Below are 26,029 nucleotides of genomic sequence, written 5' to 3' on the forward strand. Positions count from 1 at the left end.
AGGACCACCCTTCGACAAGCTCAGGGTGAGCGGAGGTTGGGTTAGCCCGCGTCGTTGTGCCCGACTTCGTCGACCTTGTTGAACTCGGTCGCGCCGGTCTGCGGGGCGGGGTTTGCGCCCTTGGCCAGCTTCTCCACCGCCGCGGCAGCAATCGGCGACAGATGCGACCAGTCGTCACCGAAGATCCCCGCCTTCATGCGGGGATCCCAGAACTTGTTGATGTGGTCGGCGGTGGCCAGCACGGCGTTGTCGTGCCCGATTGCCTCGAAGTTGCGGGCAATCTGGTCGGCCATCCGGCGCAGCTTGTCGGTGCTCATTATTCGGCGGGCTCCACGTGTTCGATCCGGCGCGCCATGGCGGCGAGGTCGGCATAGTCTTCCTGCCACTCGGTCGGCCCGTTGCTGGGCGTGACCTGCACCGCAGTCACCTTGTACTCGGGGCAGTTGGTGGCCCAGTCCGAATTGTCGGTGGTGACGACGTTGGCTTGCGTACTGGGATGGTGGAAGGTGGTGTAGACCACACCCGGAGCCACCCGGTCCGTCACCAGCACACGCAAAGTGGTCTCGCCCGAACGGCTGGCCAGCTTGGCGAAGTCGCCCGTCTTCAGCATGCGGTTTTCGGCATCGGTCGGGTGCATTTCGAGGATATCCTCCTCGTGCCAGACGTTGTTGCCGGTGCGCCGGGTCTGCGCGCCGACGTTGTACTGGCTAAGGATGCGCCCGGTGGTCAGCAGCAGCGGATAGCGCGGACCGGTCTTCTCGTCGGTCGGCACATATTCGGTGACCACGAACTTGCCCTTACCGCGCACGAAGCCATCGACGTGCATGATCGGCGAGCCCTGCGGGGCCTTGTCGTTGACCGGCCACTGCAGCTGTTCGTTGGCATCGACGCGTGCCCAGTTCAGCCCGGCAAAACCGGGGGTGAGGCGAGCGATTTCGTCGAGGATCTCGGAAGCGTGGCTATAGGTCCAGTTGCAGCCGATGGCATTGGCGAGCAGCTGGGTAACCTGCCAGTCCTCATAACCGTTGGCCGGCTCCATCACCTTGCGCACGGCCTGCACGCGGCGCTCGGCATTGGTGAAGGTGCCGTTCTTCTCGAGGAAGGTGCTGCCCGGCAGGAACACGTGGGCATAGTGCGCGGTCTCGTTGAGGAAGATGTCGTGCACGATCACGCAGTCCATCGCGGCAAGACCGGCGGAAACGTGCTTGGTGTCGGGGTCGGACTGGAGGATGTCCTCGCCCTGGATGTAGATCGCCCGGAAGCTGCCATCGACGGCGGCATCGAGCATGTTGGGGATGCGCAGGCCCGGTTCCGGGTCAAGCTTCACGCCCCAGTCGTTCTCGAACAGCTCGCGCACCTCGGGGTTCGAGATGTGACGGTAGCCGGGCAGCTCGTGCGGGAAGCTGCCCATGTCGCAGGCGCCCTGCACGTTGTTCTGGCCGCGCAGCGGGTTCACGCCCACGCCCTCGCGGCCGATGTTGCCGGTGACCATCGCGAGGTTGGCAATCGCCATCACGGTCGACGAACCCTGCGAGTGCTCGGTCACGCCGAGGCCGTAGTAGATCGCGCCGTTGCCCCCGGTGGCGAACAGGCGCGCGGCTTCGCGTACGGTTTCTGCCGGAACCTTGGTGACGGCCTCGAGGAATTCGGGCGAATGCTTCTCTTCGGAGACGAAGCGCGCCCAGTCCTGATATTCATCCCAGTCGCAGCGCGCGCGGATGAAGTCCTCGTCGGCGAGGCCTTCGGTGACGATCACGTGAGCGAGGCTGGTCAGTACGGCCACATTGGTGCCCGGCTGCAAGGGCAGGTGATGCGCGGCCTCGATGTGCGGCGACTTCACGAGGTCGATCCGGCGCGGGTCGACCACGATGATCTTGCCGCCTTCGCGCAGGCGCTTCTTCATGCGGCTGCCGAACACGGGGTGCGCGTCGGTCGGGTTGGCGCCGATCAGCAGGAACACGTCGGTCTTTTCCGCCGAATCGAAGTTCTGCGTGCCGGCGCTGGTGCCGAAGGTGGTCGAGAGGCCGAACCCGGTCGGCGAGTGGCAGACGCGGGCGCAGGTATCGGTGTTGTTCGAGCCGAACCCGGCACGGATCAGCTTCTGCACGAGGAAGGTTTCCTCGTTGGTGCAGCGGCTGGAGGTGATGCCGCCCAGCGCGCGCGGACCGCTCTTGGCCTTGATCTTGTTGATCTTGCTTGCCGCGAAACCGATGGCCTCGTCCCAGCTCACTTCGCGCCAGGGATCGGTGATCTTCTCGCGCACCATCGGCCTGGTGATGCGGTCCTGGTGGTTGGCATAGCCCCATGCGAAGCGGCCCTTCACGCAGGAATGGCCGTGGTTTGCCTTGCCATCCTTCCACGGCACCATGCGGACGAGCTGCTCGCCCTTCATTTCGGCGCGGAAGGCACAGCCGACGCCGCAATAGGCGCAGGTGGTGACGACGGCGCGCTCGGGCTTGCCGATCGCGGTAACGCTCTTTTCCATCAGCGCCGAGGTCGGGCAGGCCTGCACGCAGGCACCGCAGGAGACGCACTCGGAGCTGAGGAAGTTGTCCTCGCTCTGGCCGGCGGAGATCACGGAGGCAAAGCCGCGCCCGTCGACGGTCAGCGCGAAGGTGCCCTGCACTTCGCCGCAGGCGCGCACGCAGCGCGAGCAGACGATGCACTTGTCGGCGGCAAAGGAGAAATAGGGGTTCGACTTGTCGACCGCGCCATCGAGATGGTTCTTGCCTTCATAGCCATAGCGCACATCGCGCAGACCCACGGCGGCTGCTTCATCCTGCAACTCGCAGTCGTTGTTGGCCGAGCAGGTCAGGCAATCGAGCGGGTGATCGGAGATGTACAGCTCCATCACGCCCTTGCGCAGCTTTTCGAGGCGCGGGGTCTGGGTCTTGACCTTCATGCCCTCGGCGGCGGGGGTGGTGCAGGAGGCAGGAGTGCCGCGCGCGCCTTCGATCTCGACCAGGCACAGGCGGCACGAGCCGAAGGCCTTCACGTTGTCGGTGGCGCAGAGCTTGGGGATGTGGCCGCCCGCCATGGAGGCGGCGCGCATCACGCTGGTGCCAGCCGGAACGGTGACGTCGCGGCCATCGATGGTCAGCGTGACCTGCTTGTCGGACTGCACTTCCGGTGTGCCGAAATCCTGTTGCGGTTCGTAACCCATGCTAATGCTCCAATGCCGCGAGATCCGCGGGCGTATTGATGTTCGCAGGCGTCGAGGCACTTTGCACACCGCGCGCATTGGCGGCTTTGGCAAAGGCGATCATCGAGTGGCGTCCTTCACTCTGGAGGATGCGCTCAGCAATCGATGCGGCGTCTGTATTCCAATGCCCGATAACGGGCTGTTTTTCAAGATAGGCGCTGGCTGGCGACAGCAATTCGAGCAGGTTCTGCGGCAGGCCGAAACTGTCGACCGACGTCGTGAGCACCGAAGCGAATTGGTGATCTCGCGCATGATTGAGCGCGCCGGACACGCCGCCAAGCGGACCCATGCCGGGGCGCGGGGCGTCGGGAATGCACGGCGCGGGGCCTGCGGTGCGGCCAACGATCACCACCTTGTCACACAGTTGCGCCAGCGCTTCGACGGCGCGTTCGAGCAGGGTGCGGCCATCCAGCACGGCGAGCGCCTTGTCGCTGCCGAACCGGGTGGACATGCCGCCTGCAAGGACCGCGCCGAGGATCACTGTCCCACGCCTCCAAGCCCGCTCATCCTGAGCTTGTCGAAGGGCTGCTCTTCCTTCGAGCGCAGGGCCCGAAATAAAGACGATCCTTCGACAAGCTCAGGATGAGCGGGGTTGGGGCGGAAGGGCATGCTTACTCAGCCATTTCCGCCGGAACTTCGCTTTCACCGAAGAAGTCCTGCGGCCAGTGCTTGAGCGCACTCATCACCGGGTAAGGCGTGAAGCCCCCCAGCGCGCAGAGCGAGCCGAACTTCATCGTTTCGCAAAGATCCGTCAGCAGGCCGACTTCCTCGGCAGCCTCGCGGCCCTTGTCCTTGGTGGTATTGTGCATCTGCGGGCGCAGTTCGAGCACGTCGCGCTGGCGGCCGCCGGTGCGGATGCGGTCGATCACCTCGACCCCGCGCACCGCGCCGATCCGGCACGGGGTGCACTTGCCACAGCTTTCCGCCGCGCAGAACTCCATCGCAAACCGCGCCATCTCGCCCATGTCGACGCTCTCGTCGAACACGGTGATCCCGGCATGGCCGATCAGCGCATCGGCCGCCGCGAACTCTTCGTAGCCGAACACGAGGTCGAACTGGTCGGGGTGGATATAGGCCCCGAGCGGCCCGCCCACCTGCACTGCCTTCACCGGCTTGCCCGTGAAGGTGCCGCCGCCGATCTCGTTGACCAGCTCGCCCAGCGGCAGGCCGAAGGCGACTTCGAACAGGCCGCCGTGCTTGATATTGCCCGCCAGCTGGATCGGCATCGTGCCCTTCGAGCGATCGACCCCGAGCCGGGCATATTCCTCCGCGCCGCCCTCGGCGAGGATGTGCGGGATGGCGGCGATGGTCAGCACGTTGTTGACCACGGTCGGCTTGCCCATGAAGCCCTCGAGCGCGGGCAAGGGCGGCTTGGCGCGCACTTCGCCGCGCTTGCCTTCCAGCGAGTTGAGCAGCGAGGTCTCCTCGCCGCAGACATAAGCGCCCGCGCCCATGCGCACTTCCATGTGCAGCGGCGAAATGATCGGCTCGGCGCGGCGGATCGCCTCTTCCATCTTGGCGATGGCGTGCGGATATTCGCTGCGGGTGTAGATATAGGCGGTCTGCGCGCCCACGGCATAGGCGGCAATCGCCATGCCTTCGATCAGCTGGTAGGGATCGCCCTCCATCAGCATCCGGTCGGCGAAGGTGCCGCTGTCGCCCTCGTCGGCGTTGACGACGATATATTTGCGGTCGGACTTGGCCTCGGCCACGGTCTTCCACTTGATCCCGGTGGGGAAACCCGCCCCGCCGCGCCCGCGCAGGCCCGAGGCGAGCACTTCCTCGATCACCGCCGCCGGTTCCATCGTGCGCACGCGCTTCCACGCCTGCCAGCCGCCGGTGTCCTCATAGTCGTCGATGCTGGTCGGACGGGTCTTGCCCGCACGCGCAAAGGTCAGGCGCTGCTGGCGGGCGATGAACGGGTGCTCTGCGATAACGCCGATGCCCTTGTCGCTCGATCCGTCGAGGATCGCATCGACATCGTCGAGCGTGGCCGGACCGAAGCCCTTGCCGTCGATCTCGACCATCGGTTCGAGCCACTGCATGCCCCAGCTCGATGTGCGGTGCACCTCGCAGCCCTTGGCCTCGAAAGCCTTGGCGAGCTTGTCTGCGCCGCCGGCCAGCGCCAGCGCGTCATCGGAAATCTTTACCAGAGTCATGCGTTTTCGATCAGCTTGGTGATCGCCTTCTCGTCGAGCCGGATATGGAGGTCATCGCCGGTGCGCGCGGCGGGGCCGGAGCTGCACAGGCCGAGGCAATAGACCGTCGAAATCTTCACGCGCTTGCCTGCCGCCGCTTCGGCAGCACCCATCAGCCGCTCGACCCCGTTGGCCTTGCAGGCCTCGGCGCGGCAGATCTGCACCACGGGGCGCGGATCGGCTTCGGGGGTGTAGTCGTGATAGAAGCTCACCACGCCATGGATGTCGGCACGGGTGAGGTTGAGGCCCTTGGCCAGCAGCACTTCGGTTTCGGCATCGACGCAGCCGAACTCGTGCTGGATATCGTGGAGGATCGGCAGCAGCGGCCCTTCCTGATGCGCGTGCGCGGCGATAATCTCGCCAATGCGCTGGCTCTTGTCACTCATGCGTTCAACCTCTCGGCATGCCACGCAACATGGTCGGCCATGAAGGTGGAGATGAAGTAATAGGAGTGGTCGTACCCCTCCTGCATCCGGATCGTGGCGGGCATATCTGCCGCAGCCACTGCCTCGTCGAGCAGGTGCGTTTTCAGTTGCTCTTCGAGGAAATTGTCGGAGGTGCCCTGATCGACCAGCAGGTCGGGCAGGCGCGCGCCGTCTGCGATCAGCGCGCAGGCATCGTATGCGCGCCATGCGGCCTTGTCGGCGCCGATATAGCCGGTCAGCGCCTTTTCGCCCCAAGGGCAGTTGAGCGGCGACACGATCGGCGCAAAGGCGGAGGTCGACTTGTAACGCCCCGGATTGCGAAGCGAGATGGTAAGCGCGCCGTGCCCGCCCATCGAGTGGCCGGTGATGCCCTGGCGTTCAATATCCACGGGGAAGTTCGCGGCGATCAGAGCGGGCAGCTCGTTCTCGACATAGTCGCGCATCTGGAAGTGCGTCGCCCACGGCTCCTGCGTGGCGTTGACGTAGAAGCCTGCGCCCTTGCCGAAGTCGTAGCCTTCGTCGTCGGGCACATCATCGCCGCGCGGGGAGGTGTCTGGGCAAACGAATATGACCCCGTGCTCGGCGCAGGCGGCACGGTATTCGCCCTTTTCCATGACATTGGCATGGGTGCAGGTGAGCCCCGAAAGGTAGAACAGCACCGGCAGCTTCGCGCCTTCGGCATGGTCCGGCACATAGACCGCGAAGGTCATTTCGGTGCCGGTGGCTTTGCTGGCGTGCTTGTAGACGCCCTGCGTGCCGCCAAAGGCGCGGTTGGTGCTGACTGTTTCGAGGCTCACGAGATGCTCCTCAGTCCATCCGATAGAGAGCGCACAGCTTGTGGCCGTCGGGGTCGCGCAGATAGGCGAGATAGAGCTTGGTTCCGTGCATATCGCGCACGCCCGGCGCATCTTCGATCTCGGTGCCGCCAGCAGCTGCGCCGGCGGCGTGCCAGGCGTCGGCCTGCTCGGGGTTGTCCATGGCAAAGCCGATGGTGCTGCCGTTCGAGATACAGGCCGGTTCGCCGTTAATCGGCTTGGTGACGAGGAAGGCACTGCCCTTGTGGGCGTAAACCAGTCGCCCCTTGGGATCGTAGGTGCCGGGTGCGCCGCCGATAGCGGTGAACACGGCATCATAGAAGGTCTTGGATTTTTCGAGGTCGTTCGAGCCGACCATCATGTGGCTGTACATTCTCGGGATACTCCTTCGCTCAGCGCGGGCCGGTGTTGACGGCGTAGGCGCACAGTTTGTGGCCATCGGGATCGCGCAGATAGGCACCATACATGTTGCCCGGCGAATTTTCACGGAAACCCGGTGCGCCCGCATCGGTGCCGCCATTGGCGAGGCCTGCGGCATGCCAGGCCTCGACCTGATCGTAGTCGGCGGCGCGGAAGCCGAAAGTGAAGCCGTTCATGCAGGTGGCTGCCTCGCCATTGGCGGGCGTGGCGACCACGAAAGAGCCGTGCTCGCTCGGATAGGCGGTGCCGTGCGGCATGTCGTGACCGGCATGGCCCAGCACGGTCATCGTGGCGTTGTAGAACTTGCGCGCGGCGGCGACATCGTTGGTGCCGACGAAGACGTGATTGAACATGGTGTTGGTCTCTCCTCTCAGGCTGCCCGCAAAGGGCGCGCGTGACTCGGCGATCACATAGCCGAAGTTTTCGGCCTTGTGAAAGAACGAATGCTCAATTGGGCAAATTGGCAAGGCGCGGCAGGGTTGGGCCTGCCGCTTCGCTATGCCTGTTCGTGCTCGTAGACGACGCAGAGCTTGTTGCCGGTCGGGTCGCGCAGATAGGCGACCGTGACCATCTGGCCGGTGGCAGGCGAGATGCGTTCCTTCGGAGCGCCTTCGCAAAGCGAACCGCCATTGGTGAGCCCGGCCGTTTGCCAGGCGTGGACCGCCTCGGCACTCGGCGCGAAGAACCCGAGCGTGCCGCCATTGGCATGGGTCGCCTTCTGGCCGTCGATCGGACGCCCGATGATCAGCATTTGACCCTCGTGCCGATAGATGAAGCGGCCGTTCGGATCGGGCACGCCGGGGCCGACCCCGATGGCGGCGAAGGTCGCGTCGTAGAAGACGCGCGCCGCCTCGGGATCGTCGGCTCCGAACACCATGTGGCGAAACAGGCCGGTCATCGCCCGCGCCTCGCTCAGAACACCACCACCGAGCGGATCGACTTGCCCTCGTGCATGAGGTCGAAGGCGGTGTTGATCTCTTCGAGGCCCATCACGTGGGTGATCATCGGGTCGATCTCGATCTTGCCCTGCATGTACATGTCGACGATCTTGGGCACGTCGGTGCGGCCCTTGGCCCCGCCGAACGCCGTGCCGCGCCAGTTGCGGCCCGTCACCAGCTGGAACGGACGGGTGGCGATTTCCTTGCCCGCCTCGGCCACGCCGATGATGATCGAGGTGCCCCAGCCGCGGTGGCAGGCTTCGAGCGCGGTGCGCATGACCTCGGTGTTGCCGGTGGCATCGAAGGTGTAGTCCGCCCCGCCGTCGGTCATTTCGACGATCTTGGCGACGGTCTCCTCGCGGCTCATGCCCCTGGTGTTGAGGAAGTGGGTCATGCCGAACCTGCGGCCCCACTCTTCACGGTCGGGATTGAGGTCGACGCCGACGATCATGTTCGCGCCCGCCAGCCGCGCACCCTGAATGACGTTGAGGCCGATCCCGCCGAGGCCGAACACCACCACATTGTCGCCTACCTGCACCTTGGCGGTGTTGGTGACCGCGCCCACACCCGTGGTCACGCCGCAGCCGACATAGCAGGCCGACTGGAACGGCGCGTCTTCGCGGATCTTGGCGACGGCGATCTCGGGCAGCACGGTGAAGTTCGAGAAGGTCGAACAGCCCATGTAGTGGTAGATCGGCTGGCCCTTGTAGCTGAAGCGGGTGGTGCCGTCGGGCATCAGGCCCTTGCCCTGCGTGGCGCGGATCGCGGTGCACAGGTTGGTCTTGCCGCTGAGGCAGCTCTTACACTGGCGGCATTCGGGGGTGTAAAGCGGGATCACGTGATCGCCGGGCTTCACCGAGGTAACGCCCGCACCCACTTCGCGCACCACACCTGCGCCCTCGTGGCCGAGCACCGAGGGGAAGATGCCCTCAGAGTCGAACCCGTCGAGCGTATAGGCGTCGGTGTGGCAAATGCCGGTGGCCATAATCTCGACCAGCACTTCGCCAGCCTTCGGGCCTTCGAGGTCAAGCTCGACGATTTCGAGCGGCTTCTTCGCCTCGAAGGCGACTGCTGCGCGGGTTTTCATGATGAGGGTCTCCTAGATTTTCAATCGAGCGGCGTGCCGGCGGGCAGGTCGGCGGCGCTCACCAGTTCATCGCCTTCGCGTTCGGGCAGCATCAGGAACAGCACCAGCGAGATCACCGAGCCCATGGCCATGATGATCGAGACGGTAAGAAGTTCCGAATTGCCGAGCACCGTGAACAGCGTGCCGGCCAGCAGCGGACTGCCTGCCGCACCGAGCCGGCCGATCCCGAGCACGAAGCCGGTGCCGGTGGCGCGGGCATAGGCGGGGAAGCCGCGCGCGAAGGCGGCGTAGTAGCCCGAAATCGCGGCATTGGTGAAGAAGCCGGTGATGACGGTCGCCCACTGCCAGGCATCGAGCGTGTTGCGGCCCAGACCGAAGCTGGCCACGGCGACCGAGCCGAGCAGCAGCATCAGCGCAGTCGGCCAGCGAATGCCGAGGCGCGCCATCACGAAGCCGAACAGCGCCGAGCCGAAGAACCCGCCGACATTGGCATAGGTGAGCACGGTGGCCGCTTCCGAGGGGGCATAGCCCGGCGGGTAGTCGGCCACGATCTGCACCGCGAACTTCAGGATGTAATAGAAGGTGATGGTGTGGAACATGTAGCCGAAAGCCAACAGCAGCGTGACCGGACGGAGCTTGGGGTTCGACAGAATGTCGGTGACCTTGGGCCGCGTGGCCGACATGTCGAGCGGCGGCAGTTCGGCAATCGGGGCCTTGCCGAAGGCGGCAAGCGTCTTGTTGACGCCTGCGACGTTGCCCTTGCCCGCGTTGTAAGCGGCGGTTTCCGGCACCAATGCATAGAGCACGGGGATCAGAGCGGCGGTGACGATCGCGCCGAAGTCGAACACGCCGCGCCAGCCATAGGCCTCCAGCAGCCATTCCGAGGCCGCGATGCCGCCGACGATCGCGCCCAGCGGATAGCCCGCCACATAGACCGCGATGGCGGCCTTGCGCCACTTGCTGTTGGTGCTTTCGGCGGTCACCGCGTTGGTCGCGGCGAGCATGCCGCCGATGCCGATGCCGGTGATGAAGCGATAGATCACCAGCGGCGTTACCGAGGTTGCGTGCCCGGCGGCCCACATGCCCGCAGCCATGAACAGCAGGCACACCAGCATGGTGTTCTTGCGGCCATATTTGTCAGCCGCGCCGCCCAGCAGCACCGAGCCGAAGCCCATGCCAACCAGCTCGGCTGAGAGGACGACGCCCAGCGCCGCACGTTCGATGCCCCATTCGGCAGAGATGCCCGGCGCGGCAAAGGCGCTGGACAGCACATCGAACCCGTCGAGCGCGTTGAGCATCACCATGAGGATCACCACGACCCACTGGCGCACCCCCATAGGCGTATCGTTGATGACAGTGATGGGGTTCGTGCCCCCGCCAGGTGCAGCCATGGTTCGTGTCCCTCTCCTCAGTTCGCGCGGACTATTCGTGGATTCGCGCGAGCATTTCCACCAATTTCTTGACTTCGTCCGAAGTGAACCGGCTCTTCAGCCAGCGCTCATGTTCTTCGATGCAGGTTTTGGCCTGATCGAGCGCGTTTCGGCCCTCATCGGTCAGGTGCAGCAATTGCTTGCGCCCGTCGGACGGGCAGCGTTCGCGCCACAGATAGCCGCGTTCCTGCATGCGGCTGACGATCGACATCGCGGTCGCCCGATCCATCCGCAGACGGTTGCCCAGCTCGCTCTGCGCGATGCCAGGCATTTCGGCCACCAGCCACAGCGTGCTGACCTGCTTCTGCGTCAGCCCGAGCGTGGCGAAAGTCTCGCTGAAATGGCGATACACCGCCCCGTGCGCGAGGCGGATGTGAAAGCCCAGCACAGAGTCGAGCGAAGCCGGGCCTTGCCCCGCTCCGTCCTTGCTCTCGATCAATGCGGGTTGTGCCAACGTACCTATTCCTCGACCTTGCCTATTTGTTAGTGAAGCATACAATCGAGCGCAAGGAAGAGGATTCGAAAGAGATATGGCGCAGTTCCCTGACACCCCCAATTTCACCGGTTTTAACACGCCCAGCCGGGTTGAGGCCGATATCGAGGATCTGGATTTCGACGGCACGATCCCGCCCGAAATCGACGGCGCGTTCTTCCGTGTGCAGCCCGATCCGCAGTTCCCGCCGCTGCTCGGCGATGACATCGCCTTCAACGGTGACGGGATGATCACCCGCTTCCACATCCACGACGGGCAGGTCGACTTCAAACAGCGCTGGGCCAAGACCGACAAGTGGCACGCCGAGCGCGCCGCTGGCCGCGGCCTGTTCGGCAAGTATCGCAACCCCGTCACCGACGATCCCAGCGTGAAGGGCATGATCCGCAGCACCGCCAACACCAATGCCTGGATCTATGCCGGCAAGCTGTGGGCGATGAAGGAAGACAGCCCGGCCCTCATCATGGACCCGGCCACGATGGAGACCGACGCCTTTGAGACCTGGGAAGGGGCGATGAAGTCGCAGACCTTCACTGCGCACCCGAAGATCGACCCGGCCACCGGCAACATGGTCGCCATCGGCTATGCCGCGAGCGGTCTGTGTACCGATGACGTTTCCTATATGGAGGTTGCGCCCGACGGATCGCTGGTCCGCGAAAAGTGGTTCAAGGTGCCCTACTATTGCATGATGCACGACTTCGGCATCACCGAGGATTACCTCGTGCTGCATATCGTGCCCTCGACCTCGAACTGGGACCGCCTGAATGCGGGCGAGGTCCACTTCGGGTTCGACACCACCATGCCGGTCTATCTCGGGATCATCCCGCGCCGCGACGATCTGAAGGACGAGGACATCCGCTGGTTCAAGCGCGACAACTGCTTTGCCAGCCATGTCGTCAACGCCTGGCAGGAAGGCTCGAAGGTCCACTTCGTGATCCCGGAGGCGAAGAACAACATGTTCCCGTTCTTCCCCGACATCCACGGCGCGCCGTTCAACGGGCCCGAGGCGATGAGCAAGCTCACCCGCTGGACCGTCGATATGGCCTCGAACGGCGAGGACTTCGCCGAAATCGAGCAGCTGACCGACACCGCCAGCGAGTTCCCGCGCATCGACGACCGCTTCACCGGCACGAAGAACCGCTACACCTGGGGGCTGGAGATGGACATGCGCCGTCCCAACGAGCTGAAGGGTGGCAGCGCCGGCGGGTTCCTGATGAACTGCCTGTTCCTGAAGGATCTCGAAACCGGCGCCGAGCAGCACTGGTGGTGCGGCCCGGTCTCCTCGATGCAGGAACCGTGCTTCATCCCGCGCGCGAAGGACGCGCCCGAGGGTGACGGCTGGATCGTGATGCTGTGCAACCGGCTGGCCGATCACAACACCGACCTGTTGATTTTCGACGCGCTCGATATCGAGAAGGGTCCGGTGGCGACCGTCCATGTGCCGATCCGCCTGCGCTTCGGCCTGCACGGCAACTTTGCCCTCAGCGAGGACATCGGCCTCAAGGCGAAGCAGCCAGAGCCTGCTTGATCTAAAGGTCTCTCCCCGGCACACATTGCCGCGGGAGAGACCGCATCGTGAAAGAGCCCGGCCATGAGTGAACCCGATTTCGAGAAGTACAAACCGGGCCTCGAGTTCGTCTATGAGGCGGGCGGCGAGCTGGAGGCCCCGCGCGAGATCGGGCCGGTGGTCGATGGCACGCGCCGGATCATTCCCATTTGCGATGGCGGCTATGTGAAGGGTCCGAAGATCAGCGGCAAGCTGATGGGCAATTCGGCTGACTGGCAGCTTACCCGCCCTGATGGCGTGACCGTGGCCGACGCGATCTACGCCATCGAGACCGACGACGGCGCGATCATCCAGATCCGCAACAAGGGTCTGCGCCATGGCCCGCCCGAGGTGATGGACCGCCTGCGCCGCGGCGACGAGGTCGATCCGAGCGAATACTATTTCCGCACCGTGCCCGAATTCATCGCGCCTGCCGGTCCCTACGAATGGATGAACCGCTCGATCTTCATCTGCTCGGGCGCGCGTTTTGCATCGTCGATCAAGCTGTGGGTCTGGCGCGTGACCTGACCGGCGCTTTGGGGGAGAGGACATGGGCGCAAACGACGCCGCCGGATCAGCCAGCCGCAGGTATCAGATCCTGCTGGTGAGCTTGCTGTGCCTGAACTTCGGCATCCTGTTCTTCGACCGCAACGCGCTCAATTTCCTCATGCCCTTCATCCAGCCCGAGCTGGGGCTGAGCTATACCGAGGTCGGCCTGCTCGGATCGGCGCTGTCGCTGACCTGGGCGCTGGCGGCGATCTTCGTCGGCTGGCTGTCCGACAAGACCGGCAAGCGCAAGATCCTGATCCTTGTTTCGACGCTGATCTTCTCGGTCTGCTCGGTCGTTTCGGGGCTCGCCACCGGCTTCCTGATGTTGCTCGGCGCGCGGCTGCTGATGGGGCTGAGCGAGGGCGGGGTGATGCCGATCAGCCATGCGATGGTCGCCCACGAGGTCGAGCCGAAGCATCGCGGGATGGCCATGGGCGTGACCCAGAACCTCGGCTCCAGCATCCTCGGCTCCTCGGTCGCGCCGCTGGTTCTGGTGCCGATCGCACTCGCCTACGGCTGGCGCAACGCCTTCTTTATCGCCGCCATACCGGGGCTGATCTCGGCGCTGCTGATCTGGCTGTTCGTGATCGAGCGCAAATTGCCGCCGCGCCCGGTGTCCGCGCCCGGATCGAAGCCGCCGCTGCTCGAAGTGGCGAGCGAGCGCAACGTGATCGTCTGTGCGCTGCTGGCGATATTGCTGGTGGCCTATCTGGTCGTCACCTGGGCCTTCATGCCGCTCGTGCTGGTGCAACTGCGCGGATACTCCGAAAGCGATGCGGCATGGCTGATGGCGGTGCTCGGCATTGCGAGCGCGGTCTGCGGTTTCCTCGTGCCGGCCCTGTCCGACCGGCTCGGGCGGCGCCCGGTGATGGTCGGCTTCACGCTGTCGGGCGTGATTCTGCCGCTTGGCGCGCTGCTGTTCGATGGGGCTTTCGTGGCCATGGCGGTGATCTTCTTTGCCGGCTGGGCCTTCAACGGCATTTTCCCGATGTTCATGGCGACGGTGCCCGCCGAAAGCGTCGATCCGGCGCGGGCGGCTACCGCGATGGGGATCGTGATGGGCGTGGGCGAGGTGCTGGGCGGAGTACTCGCCCCGACCATCGCGGGCTCGCTGTCCGATGCTTACGGTTTGCAGGCGGTGTGCTGGTTGCTGGTGGCACTGGCGCTGGGCGGCACGCTCGTCGCGCTGGCCCTGCGCGAAACCGCGCCCGGCGTACTTGCCCGCCGTTCCGCCTTATCCCCCGCCTGATCGGAGACCTGTATGACTATGCCCACACCCGCAGACGACCTTGCCATCCGCCAGCTGTTCGCGCGCTACTATCGCGCGCTCGATGTGGGGGACACCGAGGGCTACCTCGATTGCTACACCGCCGATGCCCGCGCTTATGAGGAAGGGGCCAATGGCATCGAGATCCGCGAAGGCCGCGAGGAAATCCGCAAGCTGGTGCTGCGCTTCCACGAACGGCCCGATTTTCCCGGCCACCAGCACCATTTCGGCAACCTCATCTACGAGCCCGATCCCGAGGGCCGCGCCGACTGCTGGGTGGTGCTCAGCTATGCGATGAGCACGATCACCCGCCCCGGTGAGGGCACGATCATGCACTGGAGCGGCCATGTGCGCGACGTGGTGGTGAAGCAGGGCGACCAGTACCTCCTCGCTTCCAAGCAGATCATGGCCTGGGGCGGCGAGGTGCTCGAAAGGTTTTCACTGCGGGGGTGACATCTGGCCTCATTGCCCTAGGTTCGGAACCCGAGCCCCCCTGCCTGTTTATTCGGGTGTAAACGCAAAAAAGGAGTCCCTCATGCGTAAATTCGCTCTGCCCCTGCTCGCCCTTGGCGCTGCCACCCTGGCTGCCTGCGGCGGCAACGACGCCGATGAGACCGTGATCGACGATGTGGCCGCAACCGATGGCGCCGCCGCCGGTGCTGGCGAAACCGCCACCGCTGCGCTGAAGACCGCCGATGGCGAGGAAGTCGGCACCGTCACCGCCACTGGTTCTGCCGGCGGGATCACCATCGACGTTTCGGCGATGAACATGCCCGAGGGTCTGCACGGCGTGCATGTCCACACTGTCGGCTCGTGCGAGGATGGCTTTGCCGCAGCCGGCGGGCACTGGAACCCCGCCGAAGCCAAGCATGGCCTCGAAGCTGCAGACGGTCAGCACGCGGGCGACATGCCCAACCTCGAAATCGGCGCCGACGGCACCGGCTCGCTCACCTACATGCTTGCGCCCTCGGCCACCTTCGCGGGCCTGATGGACGAGGATGGCTCGGCCTTCATCGTCCACGCGGGCGAAGACGATCAGACCACCGATCCGTCTGGCGACAGCGGCGACCGCATCGCCTGCGGCGTGTTCACCGCAGGCTGATGCCAGCCGCGCCGCGCGGCATTAGTCGCGCGGCTTCTTGCTGAACGGCTTGCCCGGCTTCGCGCCGGGCTTGCCGAAGCGCTTCCCCGGCTTGGCGCCATGCGGCTTTCCGGGACCGCCGCCCTTGCCGGGCTTGAACCCGCCCGAGCGGAACGGACGCGGTTTGACCGGAGCGGGGCCGCCATCGCGCCCCATGCGCCGGTTCTGGCGCGCCATGTCGCGCGGTGCGCTGTCCGACAGTTCGATCCCGATCGATTCCTCGCCTGCCTCACGCTCGCTCTCGCCGGTCCGGCGCGCGGCAGCGGCGAACTTGTCGGCAATCGCGCGCGGGATTTCGACGAAGGTCTCCTGCGGCGTAATGCGGATCGCGCCAATCTCGTTTTTCGAGATGTGCCCGCGGCGGCAGACCACCGGCAGGATCCACTTTGGGTCCGCCCCGTTGCTGCGCCCGACATCGAGCCGGAACCACACGGTGTCCTCGAACCCCGGACGGTGCCGCTGCGCGCGGGCATTCTCGCGTGCTTCGGGGGTGTTGGCGGTCAGCTCCTCGGGCTGCGGCTGACGGGCACGGTGCGCCTGCACCAGCATTGCGGCCAGCTCTTCCGGACTGCGGCGGCCCAGAAGTTCGCGGGCCAGCGCACGGTCGTCTTCCTCGATCTCTACGGGCGCGAGCAGCTTTTCCATCAGGCGGGTGTGATCCTGCTGGCGGATCATCTGCGCGCTCGGCGGATCGATCCATTCGGCCTCGATCTTGGCTCCGCGCAGCATTCCCTCAACGCGGCGGCGACGCGGCCAGGGCACGATCAGCGCGGCGATGCCCTTCTTGCCCGCGCGGCCCGTGCGGCCCGAGCGGTGTTGCAGCGTTTCGGCATCGCGCGGAATCTCGACGTGCACCACCAGCGAGACACCCGGCAGGTCGATTCCGCGAGCGGCCACGTCGGTCGCCACACAGACGCGCGCGCGGCGGTCGCGCAGGGCCTGCATCGCCTGATTGCGCTCGGACTGGCTGTGTTCGCCTGAGAGGGCGACCACGGCAAAGCCGCGTTCCTGCAAAATCGCGGTGAGGTGGCGCACTTTCTCACGGGTGGCGCAGAACAGGATCGCGGTCTCGGCCTCGTGGAAGCGCAGCAGGTTGACCACGGCCAGCTCGACCTCGGGCGGGGCGACGGTGATCGCCTGATAGGTGATGTCGCCATGGCCGCGGGTTTCGCCCACGGTCGAGATGCGCAGGGCGTCGCGCTGGTAGCGGCTGGCAAGATTGACGATCGGGCGCGGCAGCGTGGCCGAGAACAGCAGCGAGCGCCGGCCTTCGGGGGTGGCGTCGAGAATCTCTTCCAGTTCCTCGCGAAAGCCCATGTCGAGCATCTCGTCGGCCTCGTCGAGCACCACGGCGCGCAAGGCCGAAAGGTCGAGTGCGCCGCGTTCGAGGTGGTCGCGCAGACGGCCCGGAGTGCCGACCACGATCTGCGCCCCGCCCGCAAGGTTGCGGCGTTCCTTGCTCGGGTCCATTCCGCCTACGCAGGTGGCGATATGCGCGCCTGCATTGCGATAGAGCCAGGCGAGTTCGCGGCTGACCTGCAAGGCCAGCTCGCGGGTCGGCGCGATCACCAGCGCCAGCGGCTTGCCATCGCGCGGCACCCGGCCATCCGGTCCGAGCAGGTCGCTGGAGAAGGCAAGGCCGAAGGCGACGGTCTTGCCCGAGCCGGTCTGGGCGGAAACGAGCAGGTCGCGTCCCGCAGCTTCGGGAACGAGCACCTGCGACTGGACGGGCGTAAGTTCGGTGTAGCCCTTTTCTTCGAGCGCGGAGGCAATGACGGACGGCAGGTCAGGAAAGGACAAACAGGGAGACTTTCATTCGAGGAGGCCAGCGGATCGTGGCAGGTTGCGGCATCGAGGCGCGCGAATCATCGGCGCGCGCAGCCGCTCACGCCGCGCGCCCTACACGCAAATTGCCGTTTCTCTCAGTGCGAAATTAACAACCCGGTCTATTTGATCCGCACATCGAGCAAGGTCGGCCCACTTTCCGCCATCGACCAGCCCAGCGCCGCGTCGAGCGCATCGACGCTGTCGACCGGCTTCGAAGGTACACCAAGCCCTTCTGCAAGCTTGGCAAAATCGAGCCCGGTAAGGTCGCAGCCGGGCACGTGGTTCATCCCGAATTCGCTCGAAAAGCCGGTCAGCGCGGCATAGGCCGAATTGTTCAGCACCACGAAGCTGACGTTCGCTTTCTCCTGGAAGGCGGTGAACAGGCCCTGGATCGTGTACATGGCAGAGCCGTCACCGAGCACGGCCACAACCTTGTCCGGCTGCCCCAGCGCCACGCCCACAGCAGCGGGCAGCGAGTGGCCGAGGCCGCCGCTGGCGCAGGTGTAGAAGCCGCCCTTGCGGGTGATCGGCAGGGTGACGTGTTCCGGCCCGCGCGCTGTGGGCGCCTCTTCCACGATCACCGCGTTATCCGGGCGCAGCGCGGCGATGCGTTTGAGGACGTAGGGCGCGGTCATGTCGGGTTCGGGGTCGATCAGCTGGTGGCTGGTGCCGGAGAAGGGGCGGGCCTTCGCGGCTTCGGCCAGCATGGCCAGCGCCGCCGCCGGATCGCCGAGCACCCCGCCGCCACCGGGCAGGTTCGCAAGGTGGTTCGGATCGTCGCTCAGCGCCATCAGCGCTGCGCCCTCGGGCCAATGCGGGCCCGAGCCTTCGACATGGTAGGTGAACACCGGTGCGCCGACCACGAGGATCGCGTCGTGGGCGCCGAGCGCATCGCGGATCTGGTCGCGCCAGGCATTGAGGAAACCCGCGAACTGCGGGTGCGTTTCGGGGAAGACTTCGCGCGCGGCATAGGGCGCGGCCCAGACGCTCACCCCGGTCTTTTCGGCCAAGGCAATCGCAGCATCCCAGCCGCCCGCATTGGCAACCCCGGTGCCGAGCACCAGCGCCGGGTTCTTCGCGCCATCGAGCATGGCGGCGATCTTGGCGATGCCGGCGGGGTCGGGGAAGGTGCGCAGGGTGAGGTCGGGCAAGGCGGGCATCTCGCATTCCCGCTCCCAGTCGTCGACCGGGATCGAGACGAACACCGGACCCATCGGCGGGGTCAGCGCCACGGCGAAGGCACGGGCCAGCGCCAGTGGCACGTCCTCCGCGCGGGCGGGCTCGATGGCGAACTTGACGTAAGGTCGCGGGAATTCGGTCGGGCGCTCGGCACCGAGGAACGGGTCGAACGGCAGGATCGAGCGCGCCTGTTGGCCCGCCGTCACCACGATTGGAGCGTTGTTCTTCCAGGCGGTAAACAGGTTGCCAAGTGAGTGCCCGGTGCCTGCGGAGGAGTGCAGATTGACCAGCGCGGGTTTGCCGCTGGCGCGGGCAAAGCCGTCGGCCATGCCCATTACCACCGCTTCGTTGAGGCCCATGACATAGGGGAAGGGCATGCCCTTGAGCATCGGCAGCTCTGTGCTGCCGGGGTTGCCGAATAGCCGGTCCACCCCGAAGTGTTCGAACACCCGGTAAGCCGCTTCGCGTACGTTGGTCATAGCCGTCAAATCTCCTGTCCCCCGGCCCGCGCGCGGGTGCAGGCCTTCCTTGTCGTGGCGGTGCGGGAGCGGGCCGCGACAGCCCGCTCCCGGCGCAGGTCGGCCTAGATGCCGAACAGCGCCTCCGCATTGGTCTGGTAGAACTTCTTCATCGTCTCGCGCGGCAGGTCCATCGCATCGAGCAGACGCACCTCGTCGGGCACATACTGGTAGGGATAGTCCATCGCGTACATCACGCGATCCTCGCCCATGACTTCCATCATCAGCTTGATCGAGGCGGGGCTCGGCAGGCCCGAATTGGTGCCCCAGACGTTGTTGCGCAGATAGTAGTGCAGCTCGTGGTTCTGCGGCTTCATCCGCTCATAACGGCCCGAGCGGATGCCCGCCTGATGCATGAAGTTGAGGCGGTCGATCCAGAACGGCAGACCCTCGCAGCCGTGGCCGAGCACCAGCTTGAGCGAGGGATAGCGGTCGAAAGCGCCTGAGGTGAGCAGGCGCAGCGCGTGGAAGCTCGTCTCCACCGCAAATCCGAACACTGCGCCTTCGAGGCCGACCTCGGCCATGGTGCCGATCATGTCGTCGGGCGGGCCTTGCGGGTGGATGTAGAGCGGCATGTCCAGCTCGGCGCAGGCGCGCAGGATCGGTTCGAACTGCGGCTCGTCGAGATAGTGGCCGTGGGTGTGCGAATTGATCTGCACACCGACGAAGCCCAGCTCTTCCTTGGCGCGCTTCAGTTCCTGTGCGGACCACTCGGCGTCCTGCGGGCAGACCGCTGCCATGCCGACGAAACGGTCGGGATAGCGCTCGCAGGCGGTCTTGAGGTGATCGTTGGCGCGGCTGGCGATGCCGCGCGCCTCGTCAAGGTCGAACAGCGACTGCACGCCGGGGCTGGTCAGCGCCAGCACGGCCTTGTCGATGCCCGCATCGTCCATCGCCTGGATGCGCAGTTCGCCGAGGTCAAGCAGGCGTTCGCGGATGAAGGTCGTGCGCTCCGAAGGCGAGGTGCCGTAGAAGCCCCAGAGGTTCATCGTGCCCTTGTCCGCGCGGCCTTCCTTCACCAGACGCATGATCGCATCGAGTTGCTCCTGCGTGGCGAAGGCCTCTTCGGTGGCGATGCGCAGATAGCCCTTCTGGCCGCCGGTCAGTAGTGGTTCGGTCATAGTCTTTCCTCTAATGTCGGCGCGCGTCCTTCGACAGGCTCAGGACGAACGGAAATGCACCCAAGTGCCTCCGTCCGCTCCTGCTGAGCCTGTCGAAGCACGGCCACGCCATCAAGCTTCGTGGACGGCCTTGGTGACCATGCAGGCGAGCACGCCCTCGGGGCCGTCCTCGCTGCCGTGGCCCGACCATTGCACCCCGCCGAACGGCGTGTCGGACCCGCCGATCATGTGCGTGTTGATGCCGACCATGCCGGCTTCGATGGCATCGCCGAGGCGGCGCTGACGCGCGGCATTGGTCGTCCAGTTGTAGGCGGCAAGGCCATAGGGCAGGCGGTTGGCCTCGGCGATCATCTCCTCCTCGGTGCGGTAGGGGTTGATCAGTGCCAGCGGGCCGAACGGCTCTTCGTTCATCACATCGGCATCAAGCGGCACTTCACTCAGCACGGTGGGCTGGAAGAAGAAGCCCTGGTTGCCGATCCGCTCACCGCCGGTGTTGAGGCGCGCACCCTTGTCGACCGCATTGGCGATGAACTTCTCCATCGCCTCGGGGCGGCGGGGGTTGGCCATCGGGCCCATCTGCACGCCGTCCTCAAGCCCGTTGCCGACCTTGGTCGCGGCGAGACGTGCGGCCATGCCGTCGCGGAATTTCTCGAACACGTTTTCCTGCACGATGAAGCGGGTGGGGCTCACGCAGACCTGACCGGCGTTGCGGGTCTTGCCCGGCGCGGCGGTGGCGAGCGCTGCTTCGACATCGGCATCGTCGAAGATCAGGACCGGGCCGTGGCCGCCCAGCTCCATCGTGGTGCGGATCATGTTCTCGCTGGCGAGCTTCACGAGGTGCTTGCCGACCACGGTCGAGCCGGTGAACGACAGCTTGCGGATGATCGGCGAGGCGAGCAGGTGGCTCGAAACCTCGTCGGGCACGCCGAACACCGCCTGCGCGACCTGCTTGGGCAGGCCCGCATCGAGCAGGCACTGCAACACGCCGAGCGCGGAGGCCGGGGCCTCTTCGGCGCTCTTGAGGATCACCGAGCAGCCCGCCGCAATCGGTGCGCCGAGCTTGCGGCCCGGATTGCCGAGCGGGAAGTTCCATGGCGCGAAGGCGGCGACCGGGCCGATCGGCTCGTGCCGGACCACCGAGCGCTGGCCCACCGGGCGCACCAGCTCGCGGCCATAGAGGCGGAAGGTTTCGCCGGCGTAGAACTTGAACAGCCCGACGTTCATCATGACCTCGATCCTGGCCTCGGCGAAGGGCTTGCCCTCTTCCATCGTGGCCACGCGGGCGAGGTCGTCGGCGCGTTCGAGCATCAGGCGCGCCGCGCCTTCGAGCACGGCGGCGCGTTCCTGCGGGGTGGACTTGCGCCAGATCCTGAAGCCTTCGTCAGCCACTTCGAGCGCACGATCGAGGTCGGTCTTGTCGGCCAGCGGCAGCTCGGCCAGCGTTGCGCCGGTGACAGGGTTCACCACGTCGAAGGTGCGGCGGCCACCGCCGGAAACCTGCTCTCCGTTGATGATCATGTGCAGGGAAGGATAGTCGGTCATTGCAAGTCCTTTGTATCTGCCCCGCGACCGCCCGTGCTGAGCCTGTCGAAGGGTGTTTTTCGTTTTAGGTTTGCGACAGCTTGCCAGCATGGCTGTCTTGCGACAGGCTTCCGGGCAAGCGGATTATGATGTTTGGTTCAGCCTTTCGCCGCCAGCGTGGCATCGTGTTCGCGGCGGGCGAGGCGCTGTTCCATATTGGTCAGCGGCACCTCCTGCGCGGCGATGCGATCTTCGGACATTACGAGTCTCCCAATTCGTATGCTGCACATACGATTGTGGGAGCCAGCGGTTCAAGTCAACGGGAATAGCGCTGCGGCAACGAAACGGACCGCGTTGCATCCCGCGCCAGCCCCGGTTCGGCCTAGAGCCCGCGTTCCTGCAACCGGGCGACCTCCTCGCCATAAGGCTTGATCGCGCGCCACATGAAGATGGTTGCCAGCGGCATGAACGCACCGGCCACGATCAGCAGCGCTTCCCACAGCTTGGCCGGGTCGCCCACGATCACGTCGCTGACCGTGCCGATCACGAAGCTGCCCATGGCGCCGAAGAAGGTGAACATGAACAGGTAGAACGCCGTCACCTGCCCGCGCATCTCGTTGGGGGCGATGCGCTGGATGGCGGCGTTCTGCGCGGGCGCTCCGGCGAGGCCGCAGAACGAGGTCAGCGCCATGCAGGTCAGCGCCAGTTCGCCGGTGGGCATCAGCGGCGCGGCAATGGCGAAGATGGTGGTGCAGGTGAAGATGATCGCACAGGCGCGGATATTGCCGTCGATATATTTGCGGTTCATCCAGCTCACGAACACGCCGCCCGCCAGAATACCGCAGATCGAGGCGACGAAGATCAACGGGCCGAGCAGGTTGCCGATCTCGTCGGCGGTCCAGCCATAGGTGCGGGTGATGAACGGCACGCGCCAGGCAGGCAGCCCCTGACTCTCGATCGCCGACATCGCCAGCGCAAAGAACAGCGGCCAGTAGACCGCACCGCGCGCGTTGATCGCCCTCAGCGCATCGAGCCCGGTAAAGGCGAGCAGCTTGCGGCCCAGCGGCGCATCGGGCGGCACCAGCCGGTTTGTGCCGGGCGGCAGGCGGCGGGGCGGTTCGCGCACCATCAGAAACAGGATCGCGGCGACAAGGCCCGGCGCGCCGATGATCAGCAGGATCAGCTGCCAGGAAAAGATTTCGAGGCCGAGAAAGTCGATCCGTTCGGGCATGGTGTCCGTCCAGGCGATCAGCTGGCCGCCACCCCAGGTGCCGAGCGACGATCCGAACACGAAGCCCACCTGAACCAGCGCGAAGACCAGCGGCAGCCGCATCGGGCGGAAGGCATCGGCCAGCAGCGAGTAGGAGCCCGGCCCATGCGCCGCGCCGCCAGCGCCGACGAACAGCCGGGTGCCGATCAGCTGGGAAAAGCTCTGCGCCAACCCGCCCAGCGCGGTGATCACGCCGACCACCGCGATCCCGCCCGCCAGCACCAGCTTGCGCGGATAGATGTCGACGAGGCGCGACAGCGGAATGCCCACGAACACGAAGGCGACCACGCTGGCCGGGCCAAGCAGGAAGCCCAGCGCGGTGTCGGACAGGCCGAAGCTGCCCTTCATCTTCTCGGCCAGCATCGCGAAGACGGTGGAATCGAAAAAGGTGATGAACATCGTGAGCACGATCACGAACAGCGCGAACCAGCCCCTGCGCTCGCTCGGCCAGGGCATCTGCGCGGCGGTGCCCGCTTCGTCAGCGGCCGCAGCTTCTCTGGTGACCGGGGCGCCCGGAGTTATAGCCATCGATGATCCTCTCTCACGGTCTTGTTGACCTTTTCCGAAGTGCCCATCAAGCAGTTTCGGCGACATGATGCAGGTCAATATCCTTTCGCAAAGTGCCGTAAAACCAACGGGAGAGAGAGCCGATGACGAAATATTCCGCCACCTATGCGCAGGACCGCGCCGAGATCGAGGACCTGATGGCGCGCTATCTGTTCGCCATGGATTATAACGACTTCGATACCTACGCGGACACCTTCACCGAGGATGGCACGCTCGAATATGCGCGCGGCGCGGTGACCGGGCGCGAGAACATCCGCGCCTCGGCCAGGACGTTCAAGGAGGCGGTCGGCTCGCTCTATCAGGATGTCGACGGCAACCCTGCGATCCTGCGCCACGTGCTGTGCCAGTCGGTGATCCGGGTCGAGGGCGACAAGGCCTGGCACACCGGGTTCTGGTTCGAAACCGCCAACGATGGCCCGCGTCTGCCTGACAGCGGCCGCCTGACCCCGACGCTCGGCACCTTCGGTATTTACGAGGATGTGCTGGTGCGCGTCGATGGCGAGTGGAAGTTCCAGTACCGCAACATCAAGAACGAGTTCCTCACCGGGCGCGAATCGGGTGCGGCGAACCCGGTGCTGGCGATGGACCGGCTTGCGTAAGCCGCAAGACAGCCTTCATTCACACTGACATGGCAAAGGGCAGGCATGATCCGCATCGTGTCTGCCCTCGTATCTGTCCTCGCGCTGCTGGGGGTTTCGGCCTCACTGCAGGCCCAGCAACCTGCGCCGCTCAGCCTTGAGCAGCGCATGAGCCTGCGCTGTTCCGCCGCCTTCGCGCTGGTCGCCCATGGGCAGGCGAGCGGCGATGTGCGGGCGCTCGCCTATCCGCTACTGGGGGACGATGCGCGCGAGTTTTTCGTGCGCGCGGCTGCTCAGGTGATGGATGAGGCCGGACTCGACGAGGAGGGCATCCGCGCTGCCCTGGCCGCCGAGGCGCAGGACCTTGTCGATCATGACAGCATCGCGCCGGTGATGGAAGTCTGCCTGCCGCAACTCGGCCAGCTGGAGGCCGCGCCGCGCCGCTGAATTATCCGCACTTGCGGCACACCCGTGCTGGACCCAAATGCGCGCCTCGGGCATTGTGAACTATTACCATGTGGCAACTCTATCATTTTCCGCTCTGTCCGTTCAGCCGCAAGGTGCGCCTTGCGCTCAGCGAGAAGGGCGTGGCCTACGAGCTGAAGCGCGAAAATCCGTGGGATGCGAGCGACAACTTCTACGCCCTCAACCCGGCCGGGCGCACGCCGGTGCTGCACGATTCGGAGCGTAACCGCACGCTGGTCGATAGCCAGGCGATCTGCGAATATCTCGAAGAGACGGTCGACAAGACCCCTCTGATCCTCGGCACGGCCTTGGCGCGGGCCGAAATCCGGCGGCTGGTGGCGCTGTTCGACGAGAGCTTCTTTCACGATGTCACCGGCCCGCTGATGCACGAGAAGATGAAGAAGCGGATCGTGCTGCGCGCCGCGCCCGACAGCGGCGTGCTGCGCTCGGCGATGCGGCTGGCGCACGAGCATCTCGACTATATCGACTGGCTGATCGACAACCACCGCTGGCTGGCAGGCGCGCAGATGAGCCTGGCCGATTTCGCCGCCGCCGCGCAGATTTCGGTGGCGGACTACCTCGGCGGGATCGACTGGACCGGGCACGACACGGCGCATAGCTGGTATCGCGTGATCAAGAGCCGACCGAGCTTCCGCAGCCTGCTCACCGACAAGATGGAGGGCATTCCGCCTGCGAGCCACTACGCGGATGTGAATGCGTGATTGTTTCGCGCTCGCCCATCCGGGCGAGCGTCCTCGCGGCCGTTCCCTTCACTGCGTTGCGGGGCCGCTGCGGGCGGTCAGTCGCCCCCTGCGACTGGCTGGCAGGTCAGCCGCTCAGGGCAGGCTTGCGGTTTGCCGGTCGCCAACCGATATTCTTGCAACAGCGGGAATGTCGCGCTGAAACGGGCCGAAGGCTCGCAAGCGCGACTGCGCGCCCGCAGGTGCCCTGCACCCCGGACTTGTCCGGGGAAGGGATCAGCACCGAGGATAGCCAAGGGGCCGGATGGCCCCGCCGGCGCTTGAGGAGAAAACAATGCCCGAGAAGCTCAACCTGACCGAAGCCGAATGGCGCGAGCGCCTGTCGCCCGAGCAGTATCGCGTCCTGCGCGAAGGCGGAACCGAGCGGGCCTTCACCGGGCAATACGAGAAGAACAAGATGGCGGGCGAATATGTCTGCGCCGCCTGCGGCCTGCCGCTGTTCGAGAGCGAGGACAAATACGACAGCGGTTCGGGCTGGCCCAGCTTCACCGCACCCGCCACCACGGACGCGGTGGAAGAACACCGTGATGTGTCGCACGGAATGATCCGCACCGAGGTCACCTGTGCGCGCTGTTCGGGCCATCTTGGCCATGTCTTCCCCGATGGTCCGGGGCCCGACGGCCTGCGCTATTGCATCAATTCGGCCTCGCTCGACTTCAAGCCGGAGGAAAACTGAGCGCGCACGGCAGCTTGGCCGTTCACCCTGCATTAGCT

Annotated in this window: 26 protein-coding genes; 9 read left to right on the forward strand and 17 right to left on the reverse strand. The window is 65.5% G+C overall.

Features of this window, described 5'->3' with window-relative positions:
- Window positions 1-41 precede the first annotated feature (41 nt).
- The 12 genes from D2V17_RS14385 to D2V17_RS14440 form a co-directional block, all read right to left on the reverse strand.
- Window positions 42-317, reverse strand: coding sequence for a formate dehydrogenase subunit delta (locus D2V17_RS14385; protein WP_191229205.1), 276 nt, complete (start codon window positions 315-317; stop codon window positions 42-44).
- On the reverse strand, window positions 317-3,163 hold the full coding sequence (gene fdhF, locus D2V17_RS14390) for a formate dehydrogenase subunit alpha (RefSeq protein WP_119593501.1): 2,847 nt from the start codon (window positions 3,161-3,163) through the stop codon (window positions 317-319). Before fdhF ends, D2V17_RS14385 begins: the two co-directional genes overlap by 1 nt.
- 1 nt (window position 3,164) lies before the next feature.
- Window positions 3,165-3,683 carry a molybdenum cofactor guanylyltransferase gene (gene mobA / locus D2V17_RS14395; protein WP_119593502.1) on the reverse strand — a complete coding sequence of 173 codons (519 nt, stop codon included), beginning with the start codon at window positions 3,681-3,683 and terminating at the stop codon, window positions 3,165-3,167.
- A gap of 130 nt (window positions 3,684-3,813) precedes the next feature.
- A complete protein-coding gene (locus D2V17_RS14400; RefSeq protein WP_119593503.1) occupies window positions 3,814-5,361 on the reverse strand; it encodes an NADH-ubiquinone oxidoreductase-F iron-sulfur binding region domain-containing protein in 1,548 nt (515 codons plus the stop codon).
- Window positions 5,358-5,786 (reverse strand): NAD(P)H-dependent oxidoreductase subunit E, encoded by a 429-nt coding sequence (locus D2V17_RS14405; RefSeq protein WP_119593504.1) that lies wholly within the window; start codon window positions 5,784-5,786, stop codon window positions 5,358-5,360. The genes D2V17_RS14400 and D2V17_RS14405 overlap by 4 nt, the downstream gene beginning before the upstream one ends.
- Window positions 5,783-6,622, reverse strand: a complete 840-nt coding sequence (gene fghA, locus D2V17_RS14410; RefSeq protein ID WP_119593505.1) for an S-formylglutathione hydrolase — start codon at window positions 6,620-6,622, stop codon at window positions 5,783-5,785. Before fghA ends, D2V17_RS14405 begins: the two co-directional genes overlap by 4 nt.
- Before the next feature lie 10 nt (window positions 6,623-6,632).
- Window positions 6,633-7,013: a VOC family protein gene (locus D2V17_RS14415; RefSeq protein ID WP_119593506.1), complete on the reverse strand. Its 381-nt coding sequence runs from the start codon at window positions 7,011-7,013 to the stop codon at window positions 6,633-6,635.
- A gap of 19 nt (window positions 7,014-7,032) precedes the next feature.
- Window positions 7,033-7,413 (reverse strand): VOC family protein, encoded by a 381-nt coding sequence (locus D2V17_RS14420; RefSeq protein ID WP_119593534.1) that lies wholly within the window; start codon window positions 7,411-7,413, stop codon window positions 7,033-7,035.
- Window positions 7,414-7,556: 143 nt separating this feature from the next.
- Window positions 7,557-7,958 (reverse strand): VOC family protein, encoded by a 402-nt coding sequence (locus D2V17_RS14425; RefSeq protein WP_342767847.1) that lies wholly within the window; start codon window positions 7,956-7,958, stop codon window positions 7,557-7,559.
- Between the two features lie 14 nt (window positions 7,959-7,972).
- Window positions 7,973-9,085: an S-(hydroxymethyl)glutathione dehydrogenase/class III alcohol dehydrogenase gene (locus D2V17_RS14430; protein WP_119593507.1), complete on the reverse strand. Its 1,113-nt coding sequence runs from the start codon at window positions 9,083-9,085 to the stop codon at window positions 7,973-7,975.
- A gap of 20 nt (window positions 9,086-9,105) precedes the next feature.
- Window positions 9,106-10,476, reverse strand: coding sequence for an MFS transporter (locus D2V17_RS14435; RefSeq protein WP_191229207.1), 1,371 nt, complete (start codon window positions 10,474-10,476; stop codon window positions 9,106-9,108).
- Between the two features lie 31 nt (window positions 10,477-10,507).
- On the reverse strand, window positions 10,508-10,969 hold the full coding sequence (locus D2V17_RS14440) for a Saro_0803 family transcriptional regulator (RefSeq protein ID WP_119593508.1): 462 nt from the start codon (window positions 10,967-10,969) through the stop codon (window positions 10,508-10,510).
- A 76-nt stretch (window positions 10,970-11,045) separates the two neighbouring features.
- Between D2V17_RS14440 and D2V17_RS14445 the strand changes: the two genes are divergently transcribed.
- The 5 genes from D2V17_RS14445 (at window position 11,046) to D2V17_RS14465 (ending at window position 15,469) form a co-directional block, all read left to right on the forward strand.
- On the forward strand, window positions 11,046-12,533 hold the full coding sequence (locus D2V17_RS14445; RefSeq protein ID WP_119593509.1) for a lignostilbene-alpha,beta-dioxygenase: 1,488 nt from the start codon (window positions 11,046-11,048) through the stop codon (window positions 12,531-12,533).
- Window positions 12,534-12,596: 63 nt separating this feature from the next.
- Window positions 12,597-13,079, forward strand: a complete 483-nt coding sequence (locus tag D2V17_RS14450) for a DUF3237 domain-containing protein (protein WP_119593510.1) — start codon at window positions 12,597-12,599, stop codon at window positions 13,077-13,079.
- Between the two features lie 22 nt (window positions 13,080-13,101).
- Window positions 13,102-14,349: an MFS transporter gene (locus D2V17_RS14455; RefSeq protein ID WP_119593511.1), complete on the forward strand. Its 1,248-nt coding sequence runs from the start codon at window positions 13,102-13,104 to the stop codon at window positions 14,347-14,349.
- Window positions 14,350-14,361: 12 nt separating this feature from the next.
- A complete protein-coding gene (locus D2V17_RS14460; RefSeq protein ID WP_119593512.1) occupies window positions 14,362-14,820 on the forward strand; it encodes a nuclear transport factor 2 family protein in 459 nt (152 codons plus the stop codon).
- Window positions 14,821-14,902: 82 nt separating this feature from the next.
- On the forward strand, window positions 14,903-15,469 hold the full coding sequence (locus tag D2V17_RS14465; protein WP_119593513.1) for a superoxide dismutase family protein: 567 nt from the start codon (window positions 14,903-14,905) through the stop codon (window positions 15,467-15,469).
- A gap of 21 nt (window positions 15,470-15,490) precedes the next feature.
- Here D2V17_RS14465 and D2V17_RS14470 read toward each other — a convergent pair whose 3' ends face one another.
- The 5 genes from D2V17_RS14470 to D2V17_RS14490 all read right to left on the reverse strand — a co-directional run bounded on the left by D2V17_RS14470 (window position 15,491) and on the right by D2V17_RS14490 (window position 23,472).
- Window positions 15,491-17,308 (reverse strand): DEAD/DEAH box helicase, encoded by a 1,818-nt coding sequence (locus D2V17_RS14470; protein ID WP_119593514.1) that lies wholly within the window; start codon window positions 17,306-17,308, stop codon window positions 15,491-15,493.
- 146 nt (window positions 17,309-17,454) lie between these two features.
- Window positions 17,455-18,993 carry a benzoylformate decarboxylase gene (gene mdlC, locus D2V17_RS14475; RefSeq protein ID WP_119593515.1) on the reverse strand — a complete coding sequence of 513 codons (1,539 nt, stop codon included), beginning with the start codon at window positions 18,991-18,993 and terminating at the stop codon, window positions 17,455-17,457.
- Between the two features lie 104 nt (window positions 18,994-19,097).
- Window positions 19,098-20,153, reverse strand: coding sequence for an amidohydrolase family protein (locus tag D2V17_RS14480; RefSeq protein ID WP_119593516.1), 1,056 nt, complete (start codon window positions 20,151-20,153; stop codon window positions 19,098-19,100).
- A 111-nt stretch (window positions 20,154-20,264) separates the two neighbouring features.
- A complete protein-coding gene (locus tag D2V17_RS14485) occupies window positions 20,265-21,695 on the reverse strand; it encodes an NAD-dependent succinate-semialdehyde dehydrogenase (RefSeq protein ID WP_119593517.1) in 1,431 nt (476 codons plus the stop codon).
- A gap of 361 nt (window positions 21,696-22,056) precedes the next feature.
- Window positions 22,057-23,472: an MFS transporter gene (locus D2V17_RS14490; protein ID WP_119593518.1), complete on the reverse strand. Its 1,416-nt coding sequence runs from the start codon at window positions 23,470-23,472 to the stop codon at window positions 22,057-22,059.
- Window positions 23,473-23,594: 122 nt separating this feature from the next.
- On the opposite strand from D2V17_RS14490, the gene D2V17_RS14495 reads away from it, so the two are divergent.
- The 4 genes from D2V17_RS14495 (at window position 23,595) to msrB (ending at window position 25,991) form a co-directional block, all read left to right on the forward strand.
- Window positions 23,595-24,110 carry a nuclear transport factor 2 family protein gene (locus tag D2V17_RS14495; RefSeq protein ID WP_119593519.1) on the forward strand — a complete coding sequence of 172 codons (516 nt, stop codon included), beginning with the start codon at window positions 23,595-23,597 and terminating at the stop codon, window positions 24,108-24,110.
- 45 nt (window positions 24,111-24,155) lie between these two features.
- A complete protein-coding gene (locus D2V17_RS14500; protein ID WP_119593520.1) occupies window positions 24,156-24,536 on the forward strand; it encodes a hypothetical protein in 381 nt (126 codons plus the stop codon).
- Between the two features lie 68 nt (window positions 24,537-24,604).
- On the forward strand, window positions 24,605-25,276 hold the full coding sequence (locus tag D2V17_RS14505) for a glutathione S-transferase family protein (RefSeq protein WP_119593521.1): 672 nt from the start codon (window positions 24,605-24,607) through the stop codon (window positions 25,274-25,276).
- Window positions 25,277-25,589: 313 nt separating this feature from the next.
- A complete protein-coding gene (gene msrB, locus D2V17_RS14510; RefSeq protein ID WP_119593522.1) occupies window positions 25,590-25,991 on the forward strand; it encodes a peptide-methionine (R)-S-oxide reductase MsrB in 402 nt (133 codons plus the stop codon).
- The last annotated feature ends 38 nt before the right edge of the window (window positions 25,992-26,029 follow it).

The sequence above is a fragment of the Aurantiacibacter xanthus genome, from assembly GCF_003584015.1.
GTDB classification, from domain to species: Bacteria; Pseudomonadota; Alphaproteobacteria; order Sphingomonadales; family Sphingomonadaceae; genus Alteraurantiacibacter; species Alteraurantiacibacter xanthus.

Excerpts from the sequence above, each read along its gene's own strand:
- D2V17_RS14385 (WP_191229205.1), bottom strand. The coding sequence starts at position 317 with ATGAGCACCGACAAGCTGCGCCGGATGGCCGACCAGATTGCCCGCAAC.
- fdhF (WP_119593501.1), bottom strand. The coding sequence starts at position 3,163 with ATGGGTTACGAACCGCAACAGGATTTCGGCACACCGGAAGTGCAGTCC.
- D2V17_RS14400 (WP_119593503.1), bottom strand. The coding sequence starts at position 5,361 with ATGACTCTGGTAAAGATTTCCGATGACGCGCTGGCGCTGGCCGGCGGC.
- D2V17_RS14405 (WP_119593504.1), bottom strand. The coding sequence starts at position 5,786 with ATGAGTGACAAGAGCCAGCGCATTGGCGAGATTATCGCCGCGCACGCG.
- D2V17_RS14415 (WP_119593506.1), bottom strand. The coding sequence starts at position 7,013 with ATGTACAGCCACATGATGGTCGGCTCGAACGACCTCGAAAAATCCAAG.
- D2V17_RS14420 (WP_119593534.1), bottom strand. The coding sequence starts at position 7,413 with ATGTTCAATCACGTCTTCGTCGGCACCAACGATGTCGCCGCCGCGCGC.
- D2V17_RS14425 (WP_342767847.1), bottom strand. The coding sequence starts at position 7,958 with ATGACCGGCCTGTTTCGCCACATGGTGTTCGGAGCCGACGATCCCGAG.
- D2V17_RS14430 (WP_119593507.1), bottom strand. The coding sequence starts at position 9,085 with ATGAAAACCCGCGCAGCAGTCGCCTTCGAGGCGAAGAAGCCGCTCGAA.
- D2V17_RS14435 (WP_191229207.1), bottom strand. The coding sequence starts at position 10,476 with ATGGCTGCACCTGGCGGGGGCACGAACCCCATCACTGTCATCAACGAT.
- D2V17_RS14445 (WP_119593509.1), top strand. The coding sequence starts at position 11,046 with ATGGCGCAGTTCCCTGACACCCCCAATTTCACCGGTTTTAACACGCCC.
- D2V17_RS14450 (WP_119593510.1), top strand. The coding sequence starts at position 12,597 with ATGAGTGAACCCGATTTCGAGAAGTACAAACCGGGCCTCGAGTTCGTC.
- D2V17_RS14455 (WP_119593511.1), top strand. The coding sequence starts at position 13,102 with ATGGGCGCAAACGACGCCGCCGGATCAGCCAGCCGCAGGTATCAGATC.
- D2V17_RS14460 (WP_119593512.1), top strand. The coding sequence starts at position 14,362 with ATGACTATGCCCACACCCGCAGACGACCTTGCCATCCGCCAGCTGTTC.
- D2V17_RS14465 (WP_119593513.1), top strand. The coding sequence starts at position 14,903 with ATGCGTAAATTCGCTCTGCCCCTGCTCGCCCTTGGCGCTGCCACCCTG.
- mdlC (WP_119593515.1), bottom strand. The coding sequence starts at position 18,993 with ATGACCAACGTACGCGAAGCGGCTTACCGGGTGTTCGAACACTTCGGG.
- D2V17_RS14480 (WP_119593516.1), bottom strand. The coding sequence starts at position 20,153 with ATGACCGAACCACTACTGACCGGCGGCCAGAAGGGCTATCTGCGCATC.
- D2V17_RS14485 (WP_119593517.1), bottom strand. The coding sequence starts at position 21,695 with ATGACCGACTATCCTTCCCTGCACATGATCATCAACGGAGAGCAGGTT.
- D2V17_RS14490 (WP_119593518.1), bottom strand. The coding sequence starts at position 23,472 with ATGGCTATAACTCCGGGCGCCCCGGTCACCAGAGAAGCTGCGGCCGCT.
- D2V17_RS14495 (WP_119593519.1), top strand. The coding sequence starts at position 23,595 with ATGACGAAATATTCCGCCACCTATGCGCAGGACCGCGCCGAGATCGAG.
- D2V17_RS14500 (WP_119593520.1), top strand. The coding sequence starts at position 24,156 with ATGATCCGCATCGTGTCTGCCCTCGTATCTGTCCTCGCGCTGCTGGGG.
- D2V17_RS14505 (WP_119593521.1), top strand. The coding sequence starts at position 24,605 with ATGTGGCAACTCTATCATTTTCCGCTCTGTCCGTTCAGCCGCAAGGTG.
- msrB (WP_119593522.1), top strand. The coding sequence starts at position 25,590 with ATGCCCGAGAAGCTCAACCTGACCGAAGCCGAATGGCGCGAGCGCCTG.